The sequence below is a fragment of the Thiomicrorhabdus sp. Kp2 genome, assembly GCF_000478585.1.
Lineage (GTDB): Bacteria > Pseudomonadota > Gammaproteobacteria > Thiomicrospirales > Thiomicrospiraceae > Thiomicrorhabdus.
Window position 1 is genome coordinate 929,703 of sequence record NZ_ARWI01000001.1, and the last position, 24,922, is coordinate 954,624.

The window sequence follows — 24,922 nt, forward strand, 5'->3', positions numbered from 1 at the left end:
GGTTTATTCCCAGTTTTTCCAAGGCGCTTTTCCTGACTGCCAAAGTTCTTCGAGATGATTTTTATCGCGTAAGGTATCCATTGGCTGCCAAAAGCCTTCGTGCTCAAATGCCATCAATTGGCTATCTTTTGCCAATCCCATTAGAGGTTCCTTCTCCCAAGTACAGTTATCACCCGTAATTCGCTCTAACACTTTAGGTGAAAGCACAAAAAAGCCACCATTAATCATGGCTCCATCACCTTTTGGCTTCTCTTTAAAACTATTAACCTGACCATTTTTTATATCAAGAGCACCAAATCGTCCTGGGGGGTAGGTTGCTGTTAATGTTGCTTGCTTACCATGCTTTTTATGAAATTCGATAGTTTTAGAAATATCCATATCGCCAACACCATCGCCATAAGTAAAACAAAAAGCCTCTTCGTCTTTAATATATTCAGATACTCGACCTAAACGACCGCCTGTCATAGAATCATCACCAGTATCCACTAGTGTTACCGTCCAGGGTTCAGCACGTTTTTCATGCACATCCATTCTGTTTTCTTTCATACAAAACGTAACGTCTGATTGATGCAGAAAGTAGTTGGCAAAGTATTCTTTAATCACATAACCCTTGTACCCACAACAAATCACGAAATCATTTATTCCATGTGCGGAATACATTTTCATAATATGCCAAAGAATCGGTTTACCGCCAATTTCTACCATTGGTTTTGGACGAGAACTAGTCTCTTCACTTAAACGCGTACCGAGACCACCTGCTAAAATGACTGCTTTCATTGGTTGTTTTCCTACTTTTAAAAATTTAATAACTTTGCACAAAGGCATCTGAATAAAATTGGTTTTCTGGAAGCCCTTTTCCAATAAATTGTTGCTTTGCAGATTGAATCATAGCGTTTGACCCGCAGGCATACACGTCAAAATCTGTGATATTTTTAATCTTATTTAAAGCAATCTCTTGAACGTAACCTTCGCATTCTGACCAATCATCGTTAGGTTGAGAGTTCACTTGATAAAAACTGACATTAAGTTTTGTAAAAATAGGTTGCCAAAAAAACTCTTCTGCTTTTCTATTACCCCAATAAACATTAATTGGCTGTGCTTGATGATAAGTATCATCTTCATCAAGACCTTGTAGCATAGAGATAATAGGGGCAATTCCCGTGCCTGTTGCTAGAAAAAGCAATGGCTTTTTTGACTCTCTCAAAAAAAACGTTCCCTTTGGACCTTCAATTCTGAGTAAGTCATTTTCTTTAGCTTGATTAAACCAATAGTTGCTCATTTGTCCATTAGGATATTCTTTAATAAGTAACTTAATTTCTTTATCTTTATTGGTCGAGGCGATTGAATAGCTCCGACGGATATTATTTTGCATTACATCCAAATACTGACCTTCCAAAAAATCAAAATTTGTCGTAGGCGGTAGTCTAAGCATTACTTCAACCACTTCATCCGTTAGATTTCTTAATGAGTTAATTCTTGCAGGAAACGTTTTGGTTTCTATGTCTTTTAAAGCACTTAATTCTTCTGCATCAATCAAAATATCAGATACCGTAGCACAACAACAAGTTAGGATTTTATTTGCTAATCTATCTTCTTCTGATAATGCTAGCTGGGGCTGTAACTCTATAACCTCTCCCTCTAGCAAAGTCGTTTTGCATACACCACACTGTCCATTTTTACAACTATATTCAAATACAAAACCATCCAACAATGCTGATTCTATAATACTATTAGATGAGTTACTCGGAATAGATACTCCTTCAACTGTATTTATATTTAAAACTTCTTGATTCATTAATTGGTACCCAATCTTTCGCGTTGATAACTGCCATCTTGCACATGCTGACACCATTCTTTGTTATCTAAGTACCATTGCACCGTTTTTCTGATGCCTGATTCGAAGGTTTCTTGAGGCGTCCAGTTCAGGTCTTGTTTGATTTTTGTAGCATCAATGGCATAACGCATGTCGTGGCCGGGTCTGTCTGCGACATAGGTAATTTGTTGTTCGTATTTGCTGGCTTTGGGTTTGACTTCGTCGAGTATCGCGCAAATGGTTTTAACCACTTCTATGTTCTGTTTTTCGTTGTGTCCACCAATATTGTAGGTTTCTCCAACCTTACCTTGGGTAGCGACAACAACTAATGCTCTTGCGTGATCTTCTACATAGAGCCAATCGCGGATTTGATTACCTTTTCCGTAGATGGGTAACGGTTTACCTTCTAGTGCATTTAAGATAACTAATGGAATCAGTTTTTCTGGAAAGTGAAACGGACCGTAGTTGTTTGAGCAATTAGTCACTATCGTTGGTAAACCAAAGGTTCTGTTCCATGCTCTGACTAGGTGGTCACTGCCCGCTTTACTGGCTGAATACGGTGAACTAGGTTCATACGCTGTTTCTTCAGTAAACAATGGAAGATTGGATTTTTCTGATTCTTCCACATTATCTGGATGCGGAAGATCACCATATACTTCATCTGTTGAAATGTGATGAAAACGGAAATTGGCTTTTTTGTCACCATCAAGCTGGTTCCAATAGGCTCTCGCTTGATCTAGCAGTGTATAAGTTCCGACAATATTGGTCTGGATAAACTCACCTGGACCGTCAATAGAACGATCAACATGTGATTCTGCAGCTAAATGCATAACAATGTCTGGTTGATGTTGTTCAAACACTCGCTTTACTTCAGAGGCATCACAAATATCGACTTGTTCGAATTGGTATCTTGGATTTTGATCAACAGTAGACAAAGAATCTAAGTTACCGGCGTAAGTAAGTTTATCTACATTCACGACATCGTGACTTGAATGCTTGATTAGTTCACGTACTACCGCAGAACCTATAAAGCCTGCGCCGCCAGTGACAAGAATTGTTTTTGCTTCCATTTATGCTTGTTCCTGTAGCTTTTGTAGACAAACTTTAAGTGAGTCTTTCCAGTAGGGCATTTCTAAATTATAGACTTGTTTAATTTTTGCCTTATTCATTAAGCTGTAATGCGGTCTTGTTGCTGGTACTGGATAGTCTTTGGTTTCAATTGGGTTAACCTGACACTCAACCCCATTTAATTCAAATATCGTTTTTGCAAAATCATACCAAGAGCAAACACCCTCATTGGAAAAATGAAAGACTTCATTTTTAGTGAGTAGTGCGTGGTGCGTAGTAAGCAAGTTCGCATCTGCATTGTTGTATTCACGGCTAACAACTAACTGTTTACTATTCACTATTTGCAAAATAGTTTCTGCTAAATCACCAGTATAGGTTGGTGTACCTACTTGATCAAAGATGATTCCAAGCTGTTCTTTTTCTTTGCCTAAACGTAACATGGTTTTTACAAAGTTATTGCCATATTCTGAATACACCCAACTAGTGCGAATAATGCAACCTTTAGGATTAATTGCTTGTATCGCTTGCTCGCCTTTTAGTTTGGTTGAACCGTAAACATTTTGTGGATCAGTCTCATCAGTTTCTATATAAGGTTTGTAGTTTTGTCCATTGAAAACATAATCGGTGCTAATATGAATCAAAACACTATCTTGTTGCTTAGCAATCTCTGCAAGCTGTTTTACCGCAATATGATTAATCTGGTCTGCTAACTCAGGTTCAGATTCTGCCTTATCAACAGCCGTATAAGCTGCGCAATTGATAATAACGTCAAAAGCTTTTTCTTTAAAATAGTCCTTGATACTGGTAGCGCTAGATAAATCAAGTTCATTCCGTCCCACAAAGGTCATATCTAATAATGGATATGCTTCTTTTAACACCAATAATGATTGACCCAATTGACCGTCTTTTCCAGTAACGAGTGTTTTTTTAAGCATAGTAATCTACACCGTATTCAAAACAAGCCTCTAAATCTACCAGGCCAGGTTGTTTTAAATCTTTATCAGAAAGCTTTAACTCACCCCCTGGCAGTTGCCAATTGATCTTTAAATTTGTATCGTTAAAGGCAAGACCTCTGTCACATTCGGGCGAATAATAATTATCGACTTTATAGGCGAAGATAGCAGTATCACTTAAAACTACAAATCCGTGAGCAAAACCTCTTGGGATAAACAATTGGTGTTTATTGTCGCTACTTAATTCAGCAGTAACCACCCTACCAAAGGTTGGGCTTCCTTGTCGAATGTCTACCGCCACATCTAAGACTTTTCCCTCTATGACTCTGACCAGTTTACTCTGAGAAAAAGGAGGGAGTTGAAAGTGTAATCCTCTTAAAACCCCACGACTGGACTTAGATTCATTATCTTGAATAAAGTTAACTTGATAACCTATCGCTTCTTCAAACTTGTCTTGCCTGAAAGTTTCTACAAAATAACCACGATCATCGCCAAAGACTTTAGGCTTAATCAATAAAATATCAGAAATAGACTGTTTAACAAACTCCATTAAACGCGGCCTTCTTCTGCTCTTTTTAGCAAGTATTGACCGTATTGGTTTTTGCTAAGCGGTTGCGCCAGTTCAATAAGCTGTTCTTTGGTGATGTAACCCATCTCAAAAGCAATTTCTTCAATACAAGCGACTTTTAGACCTTGACGTTTTTCGATGGTTTCAATGAATGATGAAGCTTCTAATAGACTCTCATGTGTTCCAGTATCTAACCAGGCGTAACCTCTACCCATAGTTTCAAGTTTTAGACGACCTTCTTCTAGGTACATTTGGTTTACAGTGGTAATCTCTAGTTCACCACGATGTGAAGGTTTCACTTCTTTGGCTTTTTGAATGACGTCATTTGGGTAGAAGTACAGACCTGTAACTGCGTAGTTGGATTTTGGTTTTTCAGGTTTTTCTTCTAGACTGATTACGTTACCATTTTGATCAAATTCCGCCACGCCATAACGTTCTGGGTCATTGACGTGATATCCAAAAACGGTGGCTTTGTTTTCTTGTTTGGCATTTTGTACAGCATTAGCTAGTGTTGAGGTTAGGTCGTGACCGTAATAGATATTATCGCCTAAAACTAAGCAGGCATCTTCATCACCTAGAAATTCATCACCTAAAATAAAAGCTTGAGCTAGGCCGTCTGGTGAAGGTTGTGCGATGTATTCAAAAGACATACCAATTTCAGAACCATCACCCAATAAACGTTGAAAAGAAGTTTGGTCTTCTGGCGTGGTGATAATGAGAACTTCGGTAATACCAGCAAGCATTAAAACAGACAATGGATAGTAGACCATTGGTTTGTCATAAATAGGTACAAGTTGCTTTGATACACCCTTAGTAATCGGGTATAATCGTGTACCTGAACCGCCTGCTAAAATAATGCCTTTCATATTTTTTCCTTGTACTATTCTACCGTTACTGATTTTGCTAAATTTCTTGGTTGATCCACATCGGTACCTTTTATAATTGCTACATGGTAGCTTAGAAGTTGTAAAGGAATATTAAAGGTGATTGGGGCGGTAATTCGACCTACGTTTGTGGTGGTTTTTACCACTTTAAAGTCTTTTTCTGAACTAATATCAGACTCTTCGTCTTCAAAGACGATCATTTGGCCGCCGCGGGCTTTGACTTCTTGTAGATTGGATTTAAGTTTTTCTAATAAATCATCTTTTGGTGCGATTGCCACAACAGGTATGAGTTCATCAATTAGAGCTAAAGGCCCATGTTTTAGCTCTCCTGCCGGATAGGCTTCGGCGTGGATATAGCTTATTTCTTTGAGTTTCAATGCACCTTCCATCGCAATGGGATACATGGTTCCACGCCCTAAAAACAGTGCGTTGTTTTTATCTGCAAAACAGTTGGCGATTTCTTTAATTTTATCTTCATGCTCTAAAGCACTGGTTACCAGGCCTGGTAATTTGATTAAACCGTGAACAATTTTTTGTTCTTGCTCTTTATCCATTAATCCTAGTGTTTTACCAACAGAGGTTAATAACAAAGATAACGCCACTAACTGAGTGGTAAATGCCTTGGTGGAAGCCACTCCGATCTCTGGGCCTGCATGAGTTAGGAAGGTTAAGTCGCTTTCTCGAGTAAGACTGGATTCAGCTACATTACAGATGGTAAGCGTTGGGATATTTTTATGGATTGCCGCGTCACTTTGTTCCTCGCAATGACGATACGTTTTGATCTGCTGTAATGCCGCCAGCGTATCTGCGGTTTCACCGGACTGACTGATTGTCACAAACAGAGTATTATTTTGCACTACGGGATTACGATAACGGTATTCACTGGCTACCTCTACCTGACACGGTAGACCGATAATATCTTCAAACCAATATTTAGCGACTAGGCCTGAGTGATAAGAAGTTCCACAGGCGATGATTTGGATTTGTTGAATGCTTTTAAAAATTGTTTCGGCCTGAAAACCAAAGGCTGAAGTGAGCACAGTATCCTTGGTGATTCGCCCTTCTAAAGTATCGATAACCGCTTGTGGCTGCTCAAAGATCTCTTTGTGCATGTAGTGACGGTGTTCACCCAATTCAACTGCATTGGCAGTTAACTGCGATTGCTTAACTGGACGTTCTACTAACTGACCCTCAATATCGTAAATTTTGACTTCTTGACGGGTGATTTCGGCAATATCGCCTTCTTCTAAAAAGATAAAGTTTTGCGTTACAGGTAATAAAGCGGACACATCTGAGGCGATAAAATGCTCACCGATTCCAACTCCGATAACCAATGGGCTACCCTTTCTGGCGGCAATCAAAAAATCGGGGTGACTAGGTGCTATAACACCTAATGCATAAGCGCCATGAAAATGACTGACCGCTTTTTGAACCGCTTCTAATAGAGTTTCTGAAGTTTGTAATTCTTTATGCACACAATGTGCAACCACTTCGGTATCGGTTTCTGAGGTGAAACGATACCCCTCTGCAAGCTGTTGGGCTTTTAAACTTTGGTAGTTTTCAATAATACCGTTATGAACCACGGCCACTTGATTATTACAGACATGTGGATGCGCGTTGTTTTCTGCCGGCACACCATGGGTGGCCCAACGCGTATGAGCAATGCCAATATTACCGCTAAAATCGACCGCTTGAGATTGAATGCTTTTTTCTAGATTAACGATTTTACCGATGGAGCGAACACGTTGAAATTGTGAATTTGCATCTAACAGTGCGATACCAGATGAATCATACCCACGGTATTCAAGGCGTTTTAAACCTTCCAACAGAATGGGAACTATATTTCTTTCTGCAACGCCACAAACAATTCCGCACATAATTCAACTCAATACAAACAAAATAATAGGTTGTGTATTCTATATTAAAAGACGCTAATTTTTCTGTTATTTTGCTTTAAATACGTACTTTCTCCCTAGAATTAATTAACCACGAAGACACGAAGGTTTTAAGGTACCTTATGCATACTAAAACATAGGTGTTCACATGCCAGGCCTGGTTCAGTTATTAACGCAAGGAACGTTAGTGACGTGGCAATCTAGGGATTACGGCAAAGTTCAATATTTAGACGTTAACCATGGATTACTTCGCTTTGCTCGTAATGACGGGCGGTGTGGTTTGTCATTGCGAGGAACGTTAGTGACGTGGCAATCCAGGGTTTACGGCAAAATTCCTATTTAAGACGTTTACTCAATCTCTCTGTAAGTACGGTATTTAGATGTTAACCATGGATTACTTCGCTTTGCTCGTAATGACGGGCGGCGAGTTCTTCGTTTCTCGTCTCTACAGCCGAGTTCTTTGTTTCTCGTCTCTGCAGCCAAGTTCTTCGTTTCTCAATTTCGGGTGGAAGGTTTTGTCATTGCGAGGAACGTTAGTGACGTGGCAATCCAGGGTTTACGGCAAAGCACCGTAGTTAGACGTAAACATGGAGTATTCGTTACTCTCACCCTACGGGTCGCCTTAACAGGCGTTCTTCGCTCTAAAGAGCTTGTGCTTCACTTCGTTCGCAATGACAGGCGGTGTGGTTCGTCATTGCGAGGAACGTTAGTGACGTGGCAATCCAGGGTTTACGGCAAAATTCCTATTTAAGACGTTTACTCAATCTCTCTGTAAGTACGGTATTTAGATGTTAACCATGGGTTGCTTCACTTCATTCGTAATGACGGGCGGTGTGGTTTGTCATTGCGAGGAACGTTAGTGACGTGGCAATCCAGGGTTTACGGCAAAGTTCAATATTTAGACGTTAACCATGGATTACTTCGCTTTGCTCGTAATGACGGGCGGCGAGTTCTTCGTTTCTCGTCTCTACATCCGAGTTCTTTGATTCTCGACTTACCCTTTGGGTGTCGTGTCGTGTTAGTGGTTATAGGTTTTCACTCACTCTTACATCAGGATCTTGCCTACCATGCAAGATACGAACAATCTCAAGAACTTTTTCTTGTTGACGATAATAAACGATGTGTTTTTCGACAATAATCGATCTAATATTAGAATTAAGATCAGGTCTAACCTTGCCTTTAAGTGGCCGTTCACGTAGTGCTTGTAAAGCTTTTTTGAGAATCATAAGGTAGTTCTGTGCTTGCTTTTCACCCCAATTTTCTAAGGTATAATTAAATATACCAAAAATATCTGATTGAGCTACTGGCGCGACTACTAATTTTAAACTATTTTGATTTCCCATCAGTCGATACGATGCTGTTGAATATCATCAAAAAACTGGTCTAGTGCTTGATAGGATTCAATTTCAATTCCCTTGCCTTGATCAAGTTCATTCATTCCAACATCAAGCTGTTTTCGTAGTGTAGCTAGCTTGACTTCGTCTATCCACTCTTGATTCATTTCTACAAAACGTAACGCTTCACGCACCACTTCACTAGCGTTGTTATATAAACCCGTTGCAACTTTCGCTTTAATTCGATTTTCTAATTCAGGCGTTAGAGAAATATTCATGGCTTATCTCCTTTTACACATGTTTAAATAGCATTATCTCTCTATCAAACAAAGATTGTCAAAGATTGATTTTTATTTGAAGGACAGTAGCTTTGGGTACCGTCCCTGGCTTACAACTTCATACAAAGTTGCGAGCCATTTAGTGTGTATTCTACTTCTCCGCTTGTTCTTGAGCCTTCATCAAGCTGTGTTTCTATTGCACTTGCAAGATCCACATCAATATTGGTAATACACATCTGATTGGCTCCCGCAATTAATCCGTAGTTTGCGCCACTGCTGCCACCCCATGTGGCTTTAAATGCCGTACCGATTGACGGCATGGGTTGCAGACTTTGACTATAACCTGCTTGATAGATATCGTAAAAATAACCTTCGGTAGGTGACATTACGGTTGAAAGCACTGTTTTAAGCCTACCTGGATTTTCATCATCTTCTCCAGGCAGTTGCGACAGTTTGTCTTTGTAGAGCAGTGATATCATCTTAAATTCTGATAACTTTTTAATATCGGCACGAATCTGGGCGTTTTCAATCATGGCTTGTGCTTTTAAAACACCGCCTATTAACAGTGCAATAATCATAAGAACAATACTCAGCTCAACCAAAGTAAATCCATTTTGATATCGATACATACCCACCCCCTACATTTGATATAGCCGCTACGAAATAATAAGAATTAATACTATATTAATAAGTAATAACTTACAATCGGGTTTTATAAAGATTAATCTATAAAAATTAATAAGTTATGCAAAGAAAAGTGAGTTAGCCTTTAAATTAAAGTAAATATGACTGACCAGAATAGCAGTGACTGTGGAGCGTAGAACACCTGAAAATCGACCTCTTAGGGTGATTTGAGCAAAGCACTGTAGTTAGACGTTAACCCTGGAGTATTCGTTACTTTCACCCTACGGGTCGCCATAAATGGCGTTCTTCGCTCTTAAGAGCTTGTGCTTATTCATTTCGCAATGACGGGCGGTATAGGTTCGTCATTGCGAGGTCGAAGACCGTGGCAATCCAGGACTTTCGGCAAAGCACTGTAGTTAGACGTTAACCCTGGATTGCTTCGCGTTGCTCGCAATGACAGGCGGTTGGTTGTCATCGCGAGCCCTTTGGGCGCGGCGATCCATGGCTCACGGCAAAGCACTGTAGTCAGACGTTAACCATGGATTGCTTCACTTCATTCGCAATGACCGTACAAAAACTTTATTTCTCGGCTCTACAGCCGAGTTCTTCGTTTCGCAATATCTGGCGGAGGTTTGCTTTGCTTGCAAAGACGTGTAACGTTACAGATATGAGTTTTTCAAGACGTTAGAGAAAAGGGTAAAGCATATGAAAAAAGGCTTTGTTTACATTATGACAAATCAAAAAAATGGAACTTTATATGTTGGAGTAACAAGCAATATTGTTAAACGCGTTTATGAACATAAAAACGCCTTAGCAGAAGGTTTTACTAAAAAATTTGGTTTAAAAAAATTAGTTTATTATGAGATTTTTGAGGATATTTCTATTGCAATTGAAAGAGAAAAGCAGCTCAAAGCAGGTAATCGAAAAAGAAAAATCGATTTGATTGATACCAACAACCCAAATTGGCTAGACTTATACTCACAAATTTTAGAGTGAATAACAGCCTGTCCTCGCGAGCACTACGAGAGTGGCACAAGCGACGAAGGAGTGCAGAACACCTGCAAGGCGATCCCTTTAGGGGTGAGCGGAGCGAATACTCCAGAGCTTACGATTAAGCACTGCAGTCAGACTTTAACCATGGGTTGCTTCACTCCGTTCGCAATGACAGACGTTGTGGTTCGTCATCGCGAGCCCTTTGGGCGCGGCGATCCATGGCTCACGGCAAAGCACTGTAGTTAGACGTTAACCCTGGAGTATTCGTTACTTTCACCCTATGGGTCGCCATAAATGGCGTTCTTCGCTCTTAAGAGCTTGTGCTTCGCGTTGTTCTCGTCTCTGCAGCCGAGTTCTTTGTTTCGCATTGACCGTGAACTCGATTTTGTTTTTTTGTCATTGCGAGGTCGAAGACCGTGGCAATCCATCGTTCTCGGCAAAGCACTGTAGTTAGACGTTAACCATGGATTATTCGCTTTGCTCGCAATGACAGTACAATAACTTTGTTTCTCGGCTCTGCAGCCGAGTGTTTTTTTGTAACTCTAAAAAAACACTGTCATCGCGAGCCCTTTAGGGCATGGCGATCCAGGGATTACGGCCAAGTATGTAGTTAGACGATAACCATGGGTTGCTTCACTCCGTTCGCAATGACAGACGGTGTGGTTCGTCATCGCGAGCCCTTTGGGCGTGGCGATCCATGACTTACGGCTAAACACTGTAGTCAGACGTCAACCATGGAGTATTCATTACTCTCACCCTACGGGCCGCCATAAATGGCGTTCTTCGCTCTTAAGAGCTTGTGCTTCGCGTTGTTCTCGTCTCTGCAGCCGAGTTCTATGTTCGCAATAATGGTGTGATTTAGGGGTGAAAATCGTCTATGAAAGCATCTGAATAAGTGTATCGTGCCAATTATCTAACTCAATTTTTCCCATTTTGCTTTTTAGTCTTTTCTTATCAACGGTTCGGATTTGATCTAAAAGAATTCGAGCCATTTTGCCATTAAAAATGACTTCTGGACGACAGCCTAAAGATTGTCCTTTGGATGTAATTGGAGCAATAATGACACGAGGAAGCACACTATTCATATCGTCAGGAGATACAATCAAGCATGGACGTATTTTCTGAATTTCAGTACCAACAGTTGGATCAAGTTCTACCCAATAGACATCACCTCTATTTACCATTCCCAATCCTCTTGCTCGGAATCAAGGTCTTTCATCTCTCCAAGAGGTTCAACATCTTGGCTTGCATCATACCCTTTAAACCAGTCTTGCCTAAGAGGTGTCAATGGCTTTAAAAGCAAAGCACCTTCTTGAAGGACAAGCTCTATCTCATTCTCAAGATGAAGCTGCTCTATTAGAGCAGAAGGAATGATAACCCCTCTTGAATTTCCAATTTTTCTGAGTGTTGTTTGCATTTTTTTACTCTTCATGTAATAACAATGTTAAAACAAATTATATAACTCCAAAGAAACTTCTGCAACCAGCTGTCATTTTTATCCATGAAACAAGCACAAGTAAATAACGGATGAAATAAGAGACGGCACCATTGACCTTTGGGGACAGTACCCAAAGGTACCGTCCCTAAACGGACTAAATGCAAGAAAGAAAGGTGTTTAGGATTTAATGGTAATTGGCTCTAGTTTCCAAATATCATCGTTATATTCTTTCATGGTTCTGTCGGTTGAAAAGATGCCGCTACGAGCTGAGTTAATAATGCTTTTTCTCACCCAATCATCTCTATCTTGATAGGCTTGTGCGGCATGTTCTTGAGCCTCTACGTAGCTTTGGAAATCTGCTAAGGTCATCCAAGGATCATTTGAACTTTTGATTGAGTTGATAATATCGTTAAAAATACCTGGTTCAAAATGATTAAAATGACCTGATTCGAGTAAACCCATTACGGCTTGTAAGTCGCTACTGGCATTGATGTAGTTTTGTGGCCGATAATGGTGTCGTAACTCTTCCACTTCTGGTGTTTGTAAACCAAATAGGAAGAAATTCTCATCACCGACGGCTTCTCGGATTTCAACGTTTGCGCCATCTAAAGTTCCAATGGTTAAAGCACCATTCATCATAAACTTCATATTACCTGTACCAGAAGCTTCTTTACCTGCGGTAGAGATTTGTTCAGATAAATCAGTACCTGGGCAAATCACTTCCATGGCTGACACTCGGTAGTTTGGAAAGAACACCACCTTTAACTTATCGCCTACATCGGGATCTGCATTGATGATTTGCGCCACATTATTAATTAGCTTAATAATGTTTTTGGCCATGACATAACCTGGTGCGGCTTTACCACCAAAAATCACACTGCGATTGGTCCAGTTTTCGGTATCCCCACGTTTAATTCGTGAATAGAGATGAATTACATGCAATACATTCAATAATTGGCGTTTGTATTCATGTATACGCTTAACCTGAACATCAAACATTGAATTGACATTAAGAGAGACCCCTGTTTCTTTTTTGATTAAATCTGCCAAGCGTTTTTTATTGGCTTGTTTAACATCGTACCACTGTGTTTGAAACTCTTTATCTGAAGCAAGCGGTTCTATTTTTTGTAAATCGGTTAGCTCTGTTATCCAGTTTTCGCCAATTTTATCTTTTAACAAGGCGCGCAATTTAGGGTTACAACCCGCTAACCAACGACGCTGCGTGACGCCATTAGTTTTGTTATTAAATTTTTCAGGCCATAGCTGATAAAAGTCGTTAAATAACCCCTCTTTTAACAATTCAGAATGCAGAGCTGCCACACCATTTACCGAATGACTCCCCACAATGGCCAAATAAGCCATGCAAATATTATTATGTTCATCAACAATCGACATGCGACGCAAACGATCATTATCAGCAGGCCATTTCATTGAAACCTGCGTCAAGAAACGGTGATTAATTTCATAAATAATTTCGAGTGGGCGTGGCAGTAGTTTTTCAAATAACTCGACGGACCATTTTTCTAAAGCTTCGGGTAATAAGGTATGGTTTGTATAAGCCATTGTTTTAGAGACAATTGACCAGGCCTGATCCCACTCTAACCCTTCTTTATCAACAAAGAGACGCATTAACTCTGCAACGGCCAAACTTGGGTGAGTATCATTCAGCTGAAAAGCGTTAAATTCTGCAAAGTCATTAAAATCTTGATATTTGGCTTTCCATTGTTCAACCACATCTTGCAAGGAAGCTGAAACTAAAAAGTACTGCTGTTTTAAACGTAATTCTTTACCGTTTTCACTGCTGTCATTTGGGTATAAAACCATGGTAATGTTTTCGGCTTCAGACTTTTGAACTACCGCCTCATGGTATGAACCCGCGTTAAATTCAGACAAGTTAAAGCCTTCTTGCGCTTGAGCCGACCATAATCTTAAGGTGTTGACTGTACTATTTTTAAAACCTGGAATTGGCACATCATAAGGGACTGCTTCAACAATTTCGGCTTGTTCCCAATGCACAATAAGTTGCCCTGTATGAGGGTCTGTATAGGTGCGACTCGTACCACCGAATTTAATCACTCGCGTATATTCAGCACGTTCAATCTCCCACGGATAAGGGCCTGTACCCAACCAGTGGTCTGGCTCTTCGATTTGATAGCCATTTTGTATTAACTGACGAAACATGCCATATTCATAACGTAAACCATATCCCATTACTGGCAGTTGCAAAGTAGCACAACTATCCATAAAACAGGCTGCTAAACGACCTAAACCGCCATTTCCAAGACCCGCATCACGTTCCGCTTCCTCAATTTCTTCAAGACTTAAACCTAAATCGTACAGGGCTTCGTGGGTTTCATTTTCAACCCCCAGATTTAATAGATTATTGGTTAATGAGCGACCAATCAAAAACTCCATAGAGAGGTAGTAAGCCTTTTTGAGTTTTTTCTCATTATAGGCTTCCCATGTCTTTTTCCAGTTTGTCATTAAACGATCGCGAACCGTATAAGAGAGCGCCTTAAAAAGGTAATAGTCTTCTGATGTTAAATTTCTACCCAATGTATGGCATAAATATCTTAAAAAATCGGTTTCAATATCTTCTTTATCCATTCCAGTATGCTGAAGCATATCTGTAATGATTTCCATTCTTTTCGCTTCTATTGACGTTGGCATTTACTTATTCTCCGAATAAAGTTCTACATATTTTTTTGCACTGTTTTTCCAGCCTAGAGGCTGTTCCATACCTGTTTTCTGTATTTTTTGCCAAGTACGTTTTTTACCAAACAGATGCAAAGCATGCAGTATGGTTGACTTTAATGCATGACGACTTGGGTCATAAAACACAAACCCTGTTGCCGTTCCTGCTTTGATGTTTTCATCCGTGGCATTGACAACGGTGTCAGCCAGTCCACCTGTATGGTGAACAATCGGAGGCGTGCCATACGCCAAACTATACATTTGATTTAACCCACAAGGTTCAAAACGAGAAGGCATTAAAAACATGTCCGCCCCCGCTTCAACTCTGTGTGCTAAAGATTCTGAATATCCCATAAAGGCCCAAATTCGTGTTGGAAACTTTTTTGCCAACTCTTTGACTTGGGCTTCGTAGTGTTTTTCGCCCGCTCCTACAATCACAAAGTTTGCATTGGTTTGCTGAATAATTTCGGGCATCACATCCAACACTAAGTCCATGCCTTTTTGGCCAACCATGCGCCCTACAAAACCAATTAAGGGTTTGTCTAAACAGTTGGCTAAACGGGCAACAGATTTTTTTTCTTTCTCTCCCCTAAACAAACATAACTCACTTAATAAAGCTTCTTTGTTTGCTTGCTTAGCGGCCATTCGGCCTTTTTTAACAGAGTAATTTTGCACGATTAAATTATCGGTTTCGGGGTTCCAAACATGCTCATCAATACCATTGATAATACCGACCAAACGCCCTTCTTCGTGGCGTTTTTGTAAAACCCCTTCAAGCCCATAAGCAAATTCGGGGTAACAAATTTCTTTTGCATAAGTTGGGCTTACAGTTGAGACCCAATCGGCCTTAATTAAGCCCGCTTTAAGCATTGAAAAATGACCGTAAAACTCTACTCCCTCTATTCCCCAAAGCTTCCAAGGTAAGTGTAAATTATCAAATAAAGACTTAGGGAAGTTTCCAGGATACGCCATATTATGAATCGTAAATACTGTCTTAGGCGCATCCTTTTCTAAACTTAGCAACGCTGGCACTAAACCCGTTTGCCAATCATTGGCATTCACTACATCAGGCTTCCATTTTAGCCCTACCCGATCCATGGCGATTTCATTCACTACCATAGAAAAAACCGCAAAACGCTCACCATTATCCCACCAATCGGTGCCATCTTCGGCTAAGTACGGATTACCAGGCCTGTCAAACAATTCTGGAATATCAACCAACCAAACGGGAAAATCAACCCCATCAATCGCGCCAATTTTAAGCTGTAAAATACGAGCTGACAGCACTTTTCCACAACCGTTTACCGTTAACTCCGCCACTTTTTTAAGTGATTTTTGAGGTATTTTTTTTAATACCGATTGGTAAGCGGGCAAAACTAAACGCGCCTTTTGCTTTAGCGCCACTAACGCATTGGGTAAGCTACCTGAAACATCTGCTAAACCACCTGTTTTAATAAATGGATGCGCTTCAGATGAGGCAAAAAGAATTTTCATGCAATTTCCTGATTTTTTAATTTTTATTAAGCGTTTTTGAATTTAACCACGAAGACACGAAGGCACGAAGTTTTTTACAAGAGACCTTTGCACGAGTCAAGGCACGGTTGTTAACCAAAACTAGACCAACAGTCATAAATACCACTCTAGTTCATTCACTCTTCTTTATTCACTCTAGCCTTAAAACCACCACACTAAGCGGTGGTAACGTTAATTCTGCTGAATACGGCTGATTCATCCACGGCGTTTCTTGGCTTATCACTAAACCCGCATTACCGATATTAGCGCCACCAAAGATTTCTGAATCCGAATTCAACACTTCAATGTAGTTACCTGCCTGAGGTAAACCAATACGATAATGCTCCCTCGGCACAGGCGTGAAGTTAAAGACGCAGACTAATTTTTGATTTTCAGCGTGTCTAATAAAACTTAACACCGATTGTTGGTAGTCGTGACAATCAATCCATTCAAATCCGTGTGCCTCAAAATCACGCTCATACAATGCTGGATGCGATTTATACAATTCGTTAACAGACTTAGCCAATAACTGAATACCTCTATTTAAAGGTTGATCACATAGATACCAATCTAAAGCACGCGATTCACTCCACTCACCCCATTGCGCGAATTCACACCCCATAAACAACAACTTTTTACCTGGATGAAGCGCTTGATAAGCCAATAATAAACGGAGGTTAGCGGCTTTTTGCCAATTATCACCAGGCATCTTTTCAATTAAAGAGCCTTTTAAATGCACCACCTCGTCGTGTGACAACGGCAATACAAAATTCTCTGTATAAGCATAAACTTGGCTAAAGGTGAGCTGGTTATGGTGATATGGCCTAAAAATAGGGGCTTTTTCAAAATAGTCTAGAGTGTCATTCATCCACCCCATATTCCATTTCATAGAAAACCCTAAACCGCCCATCCACGTTGGGCGTGAAACCATTGGCCAAGAAGTTGACTCCTCAGCCATAACGACGGCACCTGGGCATTGTGAGTGCACCTGTTCGTTTAACGCTCGTAAAAAGTTAATCGCCTCTAGGTTTTCACGACCACCATGTTCGTTTGCCACCCACTGACCCGCTTCACGCGAATAGTCGAGATACAGCATCGAGGCCACCGCATCAACACGTAAGCCATCAATATGCAGTTCTTTCAGCCAATACAGTGCGTTACTGATTAAAAAATTACGCACCTCATTACGGCCAAAATTGAAAATATAAGTTCCCCAATCTTGATGTTCACCTTTGCGTGGATCTTCATGCTCATATAATGCACTGCCATCAAAACGACCTAAAGCAAATTCGTCTTTTGGAAAGTGGGCTGGTACCCAATCCAAAAACACACCTATGTCATTCTGATGACAATAATCAACAAAATAACGAAAATCATCTGGCGAACCAAAACGGCTAGTGGGTGAAAAGTAGCCTGTCGTTTGATAGCCCCAAGATTCATCCAATGGGTGTTCTGAAATGGGCAAGAGTTCTATATGGGTATAGCCCATCCACTTTACGTACTCCACCAAACGATGGGCAATTTCACGGTAGTTTAAAAAACCACCTTCATCTGTTCTTTGCCAAGAACCTAAATGCACTTCATAAATATTAATGGGCGATTTCTGCCAATCAAATTCAGCTAATTTTTTTGACCAGGCCTGGTCATTCCATTGATGCTTAGATTCATAGATTACACAGCCTGTTTTTGGACGATGCTCCATTGAAACCGCATAAGGATCGGTTTTGGTAAAACAGTGACCCGTTTGATGATTACGAATTTCAAACTTATAAATATCACCTTCTTGCAGGCCTGGTATAAACAGCTCCCACACACCAGAACCGCCATTCACACGCATAGGGTGACGTAAACCATGCCAACCATTAAAGTCACCCACCACAGAAACTCGTTCAGCTGAAGGCGCCCAAACTGCGAATTGCACCCCAGAAATACCATCGATTACTTTTGGATGAGCGCCTAAAACGTCATATAAACTCCAATGCTGGCCTTCAGAAAACAGGTGCAAATCCAACTCACCTAACTGCGGTAGAAAGGTATAGGGAGAAACGGCTTCGTGTTTAGAGTTATCTTTTTCAGTCCATTTAACAGCAAAATGTTTTGGTAATGCCTCTTTCTGTTTATCGGTGATAAAGGCCATAAACATATCTGAGCCTTCAATACGCTGTAATTCAATACCTTCAACACTCGCTGATTCAGCGGTTGGCAACCAAGCGGTTAAGGTCCAACCATTTTCTTTATGTTCAGCTTTCTCAGCAGGGTCAACAGGGTGGCAACCTAAAAAATGAAATGGGTCATGGTGACGGCCTTCTGCTAAAACACGAATGTTTGTCTGTAAAAGTTTGCCAAGTGTTTGCCAGCTAATTTGCATATGTTCTACCAAAGTTTTACCAATTTATTATTTCTTGAACGTTTTTACGTATCGTATTTTATAAGCGCTCTGAATCTTCAATTAAAATCCGAATGTTTGCCGCCAAGTTGTCGGGAACTTGCGACCAATTAAACTGCCAACGCCAATTTCCATCACACACGCCTGGCACATTCATACGGTGTTCACCGTCCAGCATTAAAAAATCTTGCATCGGTACAATCACTCGTTGAGCAACCGAATTAAATGCCGCCATAATTAATGGCCACGGCATGGGTTTAGCATACTCTTCTAACAGTTCGGTTTCAGCCATTTTTTGTTCAGCTAATGGCATTAACTGCTCCATAACCCAATTTCGTGTTCCTTCGTTTTCACTCTCAAACCAACCTAAAGAGGTATCGTTATCATGCGTTCCCGTATAGGTCACCGAATTTTGTACCTGCTCATGTAGAGAGTGCGGATTATCGGGCAAACCATTAAAGCCAAACTGTAAAACGGACATCCCTGGCAAGCCGTACTTCTCTTTAAGAGCAACCACTTCTTCGGTAATAATCCCCAAATCTTCTGCCACTAAAGGTAAATCAGGAAAATCTGTTTTCAATGCCGCCAGTAAATCATCGCCAGGCGTTTTTACCCACTTGCCATTTATTGCGGTTTCTTCACTGGCTTCTATCTCCCAAGAGGCTTCTAACCCTCTAAAATGGTCGATTCGCACTAAATCAAACTGGCTTAGCGCTTCTGCTACACGCTGTCTCCACCATTCAAAACCATCGGCGGCCATAACATCCCAATTGTAATGAGGATTACCCCAGCGCTGACCCGTTACTGAAAAATAATCAGGCGGAACGCCAGTTACCACCGTTGGATTTAAATGCTCATCCAGTTTAAATTGACCTGGGTTTGCCCAAACATCAGCACTATCAAAAGCCACAAAAATCGGCATATCACCAAACAGAGAAATGCCTTTTTGATTGGCATCTGCTTTTAATGTATGCCACAACCTGTTCAGGGCAAATTGTTGTTTTTTTAATTGGGTTAATTCACGCTCATGCGCTTGAGAAAACGCTGCAATGGCGTTGGCATGACGATATTTCAAACCTTCAGGCCAATGCACCCAAGAAGCATTATTTTGACTTTTACGAATGGCCATAAATAAAGCGTAGTCTTCTAACCAATGCGGTGGATTCGCCAGATAAAGCGCGAATTTTACCTGGCTAAACTCGGCCTCCCAATTATTGGGCAGTAAAGCGGGGTTTAGGGCAAAAGCAGAAACCGATTGATAAGGCGATAAATCTTCATGTGGCTGCGTTAAAGGTAACATTTGCCAAATCGATAAACCTGCCGACTGCATCCAATCTAAAAACAACCAGGCCTGGTCATTTAATTGACCTGGCAAGCCTTCTTTATTAGGTAATGACGTTGGATGAAGTAACACCCCTGCTTGTCTTTTATTCACACAGTTATCTCTACTCTATATATTTAGAGACCTTTGCACGAGTCTATGAACGTATAAAAACGGCTATAATCCTCTATCTTCAGGCTAAAAAGTCCGCCCAATAACTCGTTATTATGCGTATTTTTTAGCCTAAATCTAAAGAATTCTATCTCGTTTTTCTTACATCCCTGACTCGTGCAAAGGTCTCATTTAAAAGCTTAACCACGAAGACTCGAAGTCACGAAGAAAAGACCCTGTTACTTTGAAAACCATAAAACCTCAACAACAATGTCATCGCGAGCCTTTTAGGGCGTGGCGATCCAGGGATTACGGCCAAGTATGTAGTTAGACGTTAACCATGGATTGCTTCGCTTCGCTCGCAATGACAGTACAATAACTTTGCTTCTCAGCTCTGCAGCCGAGTTCTTTTGTAACTCTAAAAAACACTGTCATCGCGAGCCCTATAGGGCGTGGCGTTCCAGGGATTACGGCCAAGTATGTAGTTAGACGATAACCATGGATTGCTTCGCTTCGCTCGCAATGACAGTACAATAACTTTGTTTCTCAGCTCTGCAGCCGAGTTCTTTGTTTCGCATTGACCGTGAACTCGATTTTGTTTTTTTGTCATTGCGAGGTCGAAGACCGTGGCAATCCATCGTTCTCGGCAAAGCACTGTAGTTAGACGATAACCATAGATTGCTTCGCTTTGCTCGCAATGACAGTACAATAACTTTGTTTCTCGTCTCTGCAGCCGAGTGTTTTTTTGTGATTCTAAAAAAACACTGTCATCGCGAGCCCTATAGGGCGTGGCGATCCAGGGATTACGGCCAAGTATGTAGTTAGACGTTAACCATGGATTGCTTCGCTTTGCTCGCAATGACAGTACAATAACTTTGCTTCTCAGCTCTGCAGCCGAGTTCTTTGTTTCGCATTGACCGTGAACTCGATTTTGTTTTTTTGTCATTGCGAGGTCGAAGACCGTGGCAATCCATCGTTCTCGGCAAAGCACTGTAGTTAGACGATAACCATGGATTGCTTCGCTTCGCTCGCAATGACAGTACAATAACTTTGTTTCTCGTCTCTGCAGCCGTGTTTTTTTGTGATTCTAAAGAACACTGTCATCGCGAGCCCTATAGGGCGTGGCGATCCAGGGATTACGGCCAAGTATGTAGTTAGACGATAACCATGGATTGCTTCGCTTCGCTCGCAATGACAGTACAATAACTTTGTTTCTCGTCTCTGCAGCCGAGTTTTTTTTTGTGATTCTAAAGAACACTGTCATCGCGAGCCCTTTAGGGCATGGCGATCCAGGGATTACGGCCAAGTATGTAGTTAGACGTTAACCATGGATTATTCGCTTTGCTCGCAATGACAGTACAATAACTTTGTTTCTCGTCTCTGCAGCCGAGTTCTTTGTTTCACAGTCAATTAAGTAGCAGTTAACACGATTTAATATCAATTACGGCGCATGGTACCTGAATTTTCCATATCACCACCACCATAAGAGATAGGTATATTCAAACTTTCTGGTGGTGTCTGTTTCAACAAGTCATATAAACGTGTTAAATGCCTGCGATAGAGCCTATCAAAATCTTGCACACTATCCGATGGGTTGTAACCACCAAACCACCAGAACCAATCTGACCCTTCACAAATGGCAAGTTGCTCAGTCGCTTGTTTAAGCTCTGCTTCTGAGAGAACATGAGATAAAACCACCTCATCAAAACACTGTTTTGCTTCTACCAGCAAATCCCAACCTTTGTTTTTATCATCGTCACCAATCCAGGTTGAAAAGGAACCATACACCCAGCTACCTGCTTTAAGAACAGGTAAGTGACGAACTTTAGCACCGTTTTCTAAAGCGTCTGAAAAGGTGGTCATTTCAATATGTGGATGGCTTGAAAGCTTATCGTATAGAGCCGTTAAAAAGTGATTGGCATTTTCAGGATAATATTCCCAGGCATTTTCACCATCCAATATGACAGACACTACATGCTCTTTTACTTCACTGCTTAAAAAATTGGCAATGTTATCCATGTGTTGGGCAAAGTCATTCGCGGCATCAATCGGGTTCCAATCTTTATACTGAAAACCCACCATATCGGACAAACCATCATCTCTAAAAAACATGGCGCATTTTTGAGAAGCGTGTTGCAAAGGTTGATAAAGCGCTTTTTTACTGTGTAAATCATGCTGATTAACACACGAGGCTTCACAAGAGTGGCGCCAAACACCTTCACCTGATGCGGTCCACTTAATATCGTATTCATCCAACAAACCTACTGCTGCACTACTGATTGCGCCTTCTGACAACCAAACACCTTTGGGCTTAGCGCCAAAATGTTGCTCATACACTTTAAAGCCATGCTCCATATGCCATTTAGAACGTTCATAGCCATCTGGATAGCTTTTGTAGATTGGGGTTGGTGCATCAGGCATGGCATCTCGCATACTGGCAAAATCAATTAACAGCGGTACAATCGGATGACCATAAGGCGTCATGGAAATTTCAATTTGCCCTTTTTCCATTAACGCTCGGTAACGCGGGATAATGCTCTCCACCGCATCCGCCATAATCTCAATTAGTGTACGTTGAGTGTCAGTTGAAAAATGGCCTTTTTGCGCCATTAAACTCTCAAGACGTGAATCAGACTCTCTCAGACTTTCTCCCATCCAGGCCAGGTGATACCAAACCAATAAATCGGTAAAATATTGCGGGTTTAGATACGCTAGCTGATGATTCTCACCCTCTAACTCTGGATTGTATCCCGCTAAATCAACCAAAGCTCTAAAATCAGGCAATACATCAATCATCGTGGGTGCATGAGCGCGCAAACAGACACTAATCACCTCTTCTCTGCCTTCAATCGAGATAGGAATTGGTGTCTCGCCAGCCACTAAATTCAGCAAAGGGTCTTGCATTGCTGTGCCGTTTTTTAACCAATTACGCATCTGAGCCGCATAATCATCTAACTGTTCCAATAACACAGGCGCAAAATTGACCACCACTTTGGCTTGCGGGCATTTCTCAAGATGCCAAACCATATCGGCATAATCTTTAATGGCGTGCAAATACACCCAAGGCAAACGGTAGACGCCATCTAAACCATCACGATAATGCGGTTGGTGCATATGCCAACATAAAACCACTTTTAATTTTTTAGTTTCCATAACCCTTATTTCTATTTTTATTCTAATTATTCATTTATCTATATCGTAGGCAATTAACCACCAAGACACGAAGTTTTTAAAAACTTGGTCATTGCGAGGTCGAAGACCGTGGCAATCCATGGCTCTTGGCAAAGCACCGTAGTCAGACGTTAACCATGGATTGCTTCGCTTCACTCGCAATGACCGTCGGATTGGATATAGTTTTAAAGTGTAGCCCTTCGGATCGTTATAAATAGCGTTCTACGCTCCAAAGAGCTTGTGCTTCGCTTCGTTTTCATCTCTGCAGCCGAGTTGTTTGTTTCTCCATCTCTGTAGCCGAGTATTTTTTTGTAACTCTAAACAACACTGTCATCGCGAGCCCTTTAGGGCGTGGCGATCCATGGCTTACGGCTAAAGATGTAGGCAGACGTTAACCATGGATTATTCGTTACTCTCACCCTACGGGTCGCCTTAACAGGCGTTCTTCGCTCTAAAGAGCTTGTGCTTCGCTTCGTTTTCGTCTCTGCAGCCGAGTTTTTGTGGTTAACCATTCTTTTTTATCGCAAAGTGTGTAATTTTTGCCCTAACATTTCTGGTGTAACTAAAACAATGCCAGAGGATTCTTCAATATAAAAACGCTTGGCATCTTCTACTGGATCTTCACCAATAATGGTTCCTTCAGGAATAATCGCCCCTTTATCAATCACAGCATTTTGAATACGGCAATTACGCCCCACTTCAACCCGTGGTAATAACACTGAATCTTTAATATGTGAATAACTGTGCACTCTAGAGCCGCTTGAAATCACTGAACGTTTAATGCGGGCACCTGAAATAATGCAACCGCCTGCCACCATTGAGTCGATGGCTTCACCACGGCGTCCTTCGTCGTCAAAGGTAAATTTAGCGGGTGGCATCTGCGCTTGATAGGTCCAAATTGGCCAATCGCGATCATATAAATTCAGTTCTGGTTCAATAGAACATAAGTCCAAATTGGCTTTCCAAAACGACTCAATTGTTCCAACATCACGCCAATAAACAGGCACACCACTATCATCTACAAATGGGTAAGCTTGTACATTCCAGTCTTCAATAATGGACGGAATAATATCTTTACCAAAATCTCGAGAAGAGTTCGGGTTATCACTATCTTCAATCAGCTTTTGGAATAAAAACTCAGTTGAAAAAATATAAATCCCCATCGATGCCAATGCTTTATCAGGCTTGCCTGGCATTGAATCAGGGTTGGCTGGTTTTTCAGTAAATTTAGTGATTTTAAAGGTTTCATTAACCGACATAACACCAAAACCTGTGGCTTCCATTCTTGGCACTTCAATACAGCCAATGGTTACATCCGCTCCAGAATTGGCGTGATCTACTAACATTTTGCTGTAATCCATAGAGTAGATATGATCCCCTCCTAATACCATCACATACTCGGGTGTATGGCGGCGCAGAATATCTAAATTTTGATATAAGGCATCGGCCGTACCTTTATACCAATCTTTATCAACACGCTGTTGAGCGGGAAGCAGTTCAACAAACTCACCCACCTCGTAACGCATAAAACTCCAAGCACGTTGAATATGACGAATCAGCGAGTGCGATTTATATTGCGTTAACACGCCAATTTTGCGAATACCCGAATTCACACAATTGGATAACACAAAATCAACAATACGATATTTACCACCAAAAGGCACTGCGGGTTTAGCGCGCCAGCGCGTTAAATCTTTTAAACGACTCCCTTCTCCACCAGCAAGCACAATTGCTAAGGTTTTGCGCGTTAAGTCTGTTGCTGTTTTAGTTTCACAATAATATTTCATTCAGCATTCCTCATACCAATTAGTGGGATTGAAATCGTTATAAAATTAAATTAATCATTTTGATAAACTTTTCTATAAAACGATTTTAATTA

Annotated in this window: 20 protein-coding genes; 2 read left to right on the forward strand and 18 right to left on the reverse strand. The window is 40.9% G+C overall.

Features of this window, described 5'->3' with window-relative positions; translation table 11 throughout:
• Window positions 1-3: 3 nt before the first annotated feature.
• From rfbF to glmS, 7 genes are read right to left on the reverse strand one after another with little or no spacing between them, the layout of a single operon-like run.
• Window positions 4-777, reverse strand: coding sequence for a glucose-1-phosphate cytidylyltransferase (gene rfbF, locus A379_RS04460; RefSeq protein WP_040728679.1), 774 nt, complete (start codon window positions 775-777; stop codon window positions 4-6).
• Between the two features lie 25 nt (window positions 778-802).
• A complete protein-coding gene (locus A379_RS04465; RefSeq protein WP_051145006.1) occupies window positions 803-1,795 on the reverse strand; it encodes an FAD-binding oxidoreductase in 993 nt (330 codons plus the stop codon).
• The gene (gene rfbB, locus A379_RS04470; protein WP_040726096.1) at window positions 1,795-2,883 is read right to left on the reverse strand and encodes a dTDP-glucose 4,6-dehydratase; all 1,089 of its coding nucleotides are present in this window, start codon (window positions 2,881-2,883) and stop codon (window positions 1,795-1,797) included. The genes A379_RS04465 and rfbB overlap by 1 nt, the downstream gene beginning before the upstream one ends.
• Window positions 2,884-3,816, reverse strand: coding sequence for a dTDP-4-dehydrorhamnose reductase (rfbD, locus tag A379_RS04475; protein WP_040726098.1), 933 nt, complete (start codon window positions 3,814-3,816; stop codon window positions 2,884-2,886). It lies immediately after the preceding gene.
• The gene (rfbC, locus tag A379_RS04480) at window positions 3,809-4,384 is read right to left on the reverse strand and encodes a dTDP-4-dehydrorhamnose 3,5-epimerase (RefSeq protein WP_040726101.1); all 576 of its coding nucleotides are present in this window, start codon (window positions 4,382-4,384) and stop codon (window positions 3,809-3,811) included. Before rfbC ends, rfbD begins: the two co-directional genes overlap by 8 nt.
• Window positions 4,384-5,268 (reverse strand): glucose-1-phosphate thymidylyltransferase RfbA, encoded by an 885-nt coding sequence (gene rfbA, locus A379_RS04485; RefSeq protein WP_040726102.1) that lies wholly within the window; start codon window positions 5,266-5,268, stop codon window positions 4,384-4,386. Before rfbA ends, rfbC begins: the two co-directional genes overlap by 1 nt.
• A 14-nt stretch (window positions 5,269-5,282) precedes the next feature.
• A complete protein-coding gene (gene glmS, locus A379_RS04490; protein WP_040726105.1) occupies window positions 5,283-7,163 on the reverse strand; it encodes a glutamine--fructose-6-phosphate transaminase (isomerizing) in 1,881 nt (626 codons plus the stop codon).
• Window positions 7,164-7,329: 166 nt separating this feature from the next.
• Here glmS and A379_RS13015 point away from each other — a divergent pair, with 166 nt between their 5' ends.
• The gene (locus tag A379_RS13015) at window positions 7,330-7,524 is read left to right on the forward strand and encodes a hypothetical protein (RefSeq protein ID WP_157832341.1); all 195 of its coding nucleotides are present in this window, start codon (window positions 7,330-7,332) and stop codon (window positions 7,522-7,524) included.
• A 682-nt stretch (window positions 7,525-8,206) separates the two neighbouring features.
• On the opposite strand, the gene A379_RS04495 is transcribed toward A379_RS13015, so the two are convergent.
• The 3 genes from A379_RS04495 to A379_RS12600 all read right to left on the reverse strand — a co-directional run bounded on the left by A379_RS04495 (window position 8,207) and on the right by A379_RS12600 (window position 9,422).
• Window positions 8,207-8,524 carry a type II toxin-antitoxin system RelE/ParE family toxin gene (locus A379_RS04495; protein WP_040726107.1) on the reverse strand — a complete coding sequence of 106 codons (318 nt, stop codon included), beginning with the start codon at window positions 8,522-8,524 and terminating at the stop codon, window positions 8,207-8,209.
• Window positions 8,524-8,793, reverse strand: coding sequence for a type II toxin-antitoxin system ParD family antitoxin (locus A379_RS04500; protein ID WP_040726109.1), 270 nt, complete (start codon window positions 8,791-8,793; stop codon window positions 8,524-8,526). The genes A379_RS04495 and A379_RS04500 overlap by 1 nt, the downstream gene beginning before the upstream one ends.
• A gap of 110 nt (window positions 8,794-8,903) precedes the next feature.
• Window positions 8,904-9,422 (reverse strand): type II secretion system protein, encoded by a 519-nt coding sequence (locus A379_RS12600; RefSeq protein ID WP_051145007.1) that lies wholly within the window; start codon window positions 9,420-9,422, stop codon window positions 8,904-8,906.
• Between the two features lie 700 nt (window positions 9,423-10,122).
• On the opposite strand from A379_RS12600, the gene A379_RS04510 reads away from it, so the two are divergent.
• A complete protein-coding gene (locus tag A379_RS04510) occupies window positions 10,123-10,413 on the forward strand; it encodes a GIY-YIG nuclease family protein (protein WP_040726110.1) in 291 nt (96 codons plus the stop codon).
• An 872-nt stretch (window positions 10,414-11,285) separates the two neighbouring features.
• On the opposite strand, the gene A379_RS04515 is transcribed toward A379_RS04510, so the two are convergent.
• The 8 genes from A379_RS04515 to glgC form a co-directional block, all read right to left on the reverse strand.
• Entirely contained in the window at window positions 11,286-11,594 is a 309-nt protein-coding gene (locus A379_RS04515) for a type II toxin-antitoxin system PemK/MazF family toxin (protein ID WP_081696334.1), read from the reverse strand.
• On the reverse strand, window positions 11,588-11,827 hold the full coding sequence (locus A379_RS04520) for an AbrB/MazE/SpoVT family DNA-binding domain-containing protein (protein WP_040728685.1): 240 nt from the start codon (window positions 11,825-11,827) through the stop codon (window positions 11,588-11,590). The genes A379_RS04515 and A379_RS04520 overlap by 7 nt, the downstream gene beginning before the upstream one ends.
• A 198-nt stretch (window positions 11,828-12,025) precedes the next feature.
• Window positions 12,026-14,518: a glycogen/starch/alpha-glucan phosphorylase gene (locus tag A379_RS04525; RefSeq protein WP_040726114.1), complete on the reverse strand. Its 2,493-nt coding sequence runs from the start codon at window positions 14,516-14,518 to the stop codon at window positions 12,026-12,028.
• The gene (gene glgA, locus A379_RS04530) at window positions 14,519-16,036 is read right to left on the reverse strand and encodes a glycogen synthase GlgA (RefSeq protein ID WP_040726116.1); all 1,518 of its coding nucleotides are present in this window, start codon (window positions 16,034-16,036) and stop codon (window positions 14,519-14,521) included.
• 169 nt (window positions 16,037-16,205) lie between these two features.
• Window positions 16,206-18,422: a 1,4-alpha-glucan branching protein GlgB gene (gene glgB, locus A379_RS04535; RefSeq protein WP_040726118.1), complete on the reverse strand. Its 2,217-nt coding sequence runs from the start codon at window positions 18,420-18,422 to the stop codon at window positions 16,206-16,208.
• A 58-nt stretch (window positions 18,423-18,480) separates the two neighbouring features.
• A complete protein-coding gene (malQ, locus tag A379_RS04540) occupies window positions 18,481-19,875 on the reverse strand; it encodes a 4-alpha-glucanotransferase (protein WP_040726120.1) in 1,395 nt (464 codons plus the stop codon).
• 1,434 nt (window positions 19,876-21,309) lie between these two features.
• Window positions 21,310-23,025, reverse strand: coding sequence for a glycoside hydrolase family 57 protein (locus tag A379_RS04550; protein ID WP_040726123.1), 1,716 nt, complete (start codon window positions 23,023-23,025; stop codon window positions 21,310-21,312).
• A 536-nt stretch (window positions 23,026-23,561) separates the two neighbouring features.
• On the reverse strand, window positions 23,562-24,830 hold the full coding sequence (gene glgC / locus A379_RS04555; protein ID WP_040726126.1) for a glucose-1-phosphate adenylyltransferase: 1,269 nt from the start codon (window positions 24,828-24,830) through the stop codon (window positions 23,562-23,564).
• Window positions 24,831-24,922 lie beyond the last annotated feature (92 nt).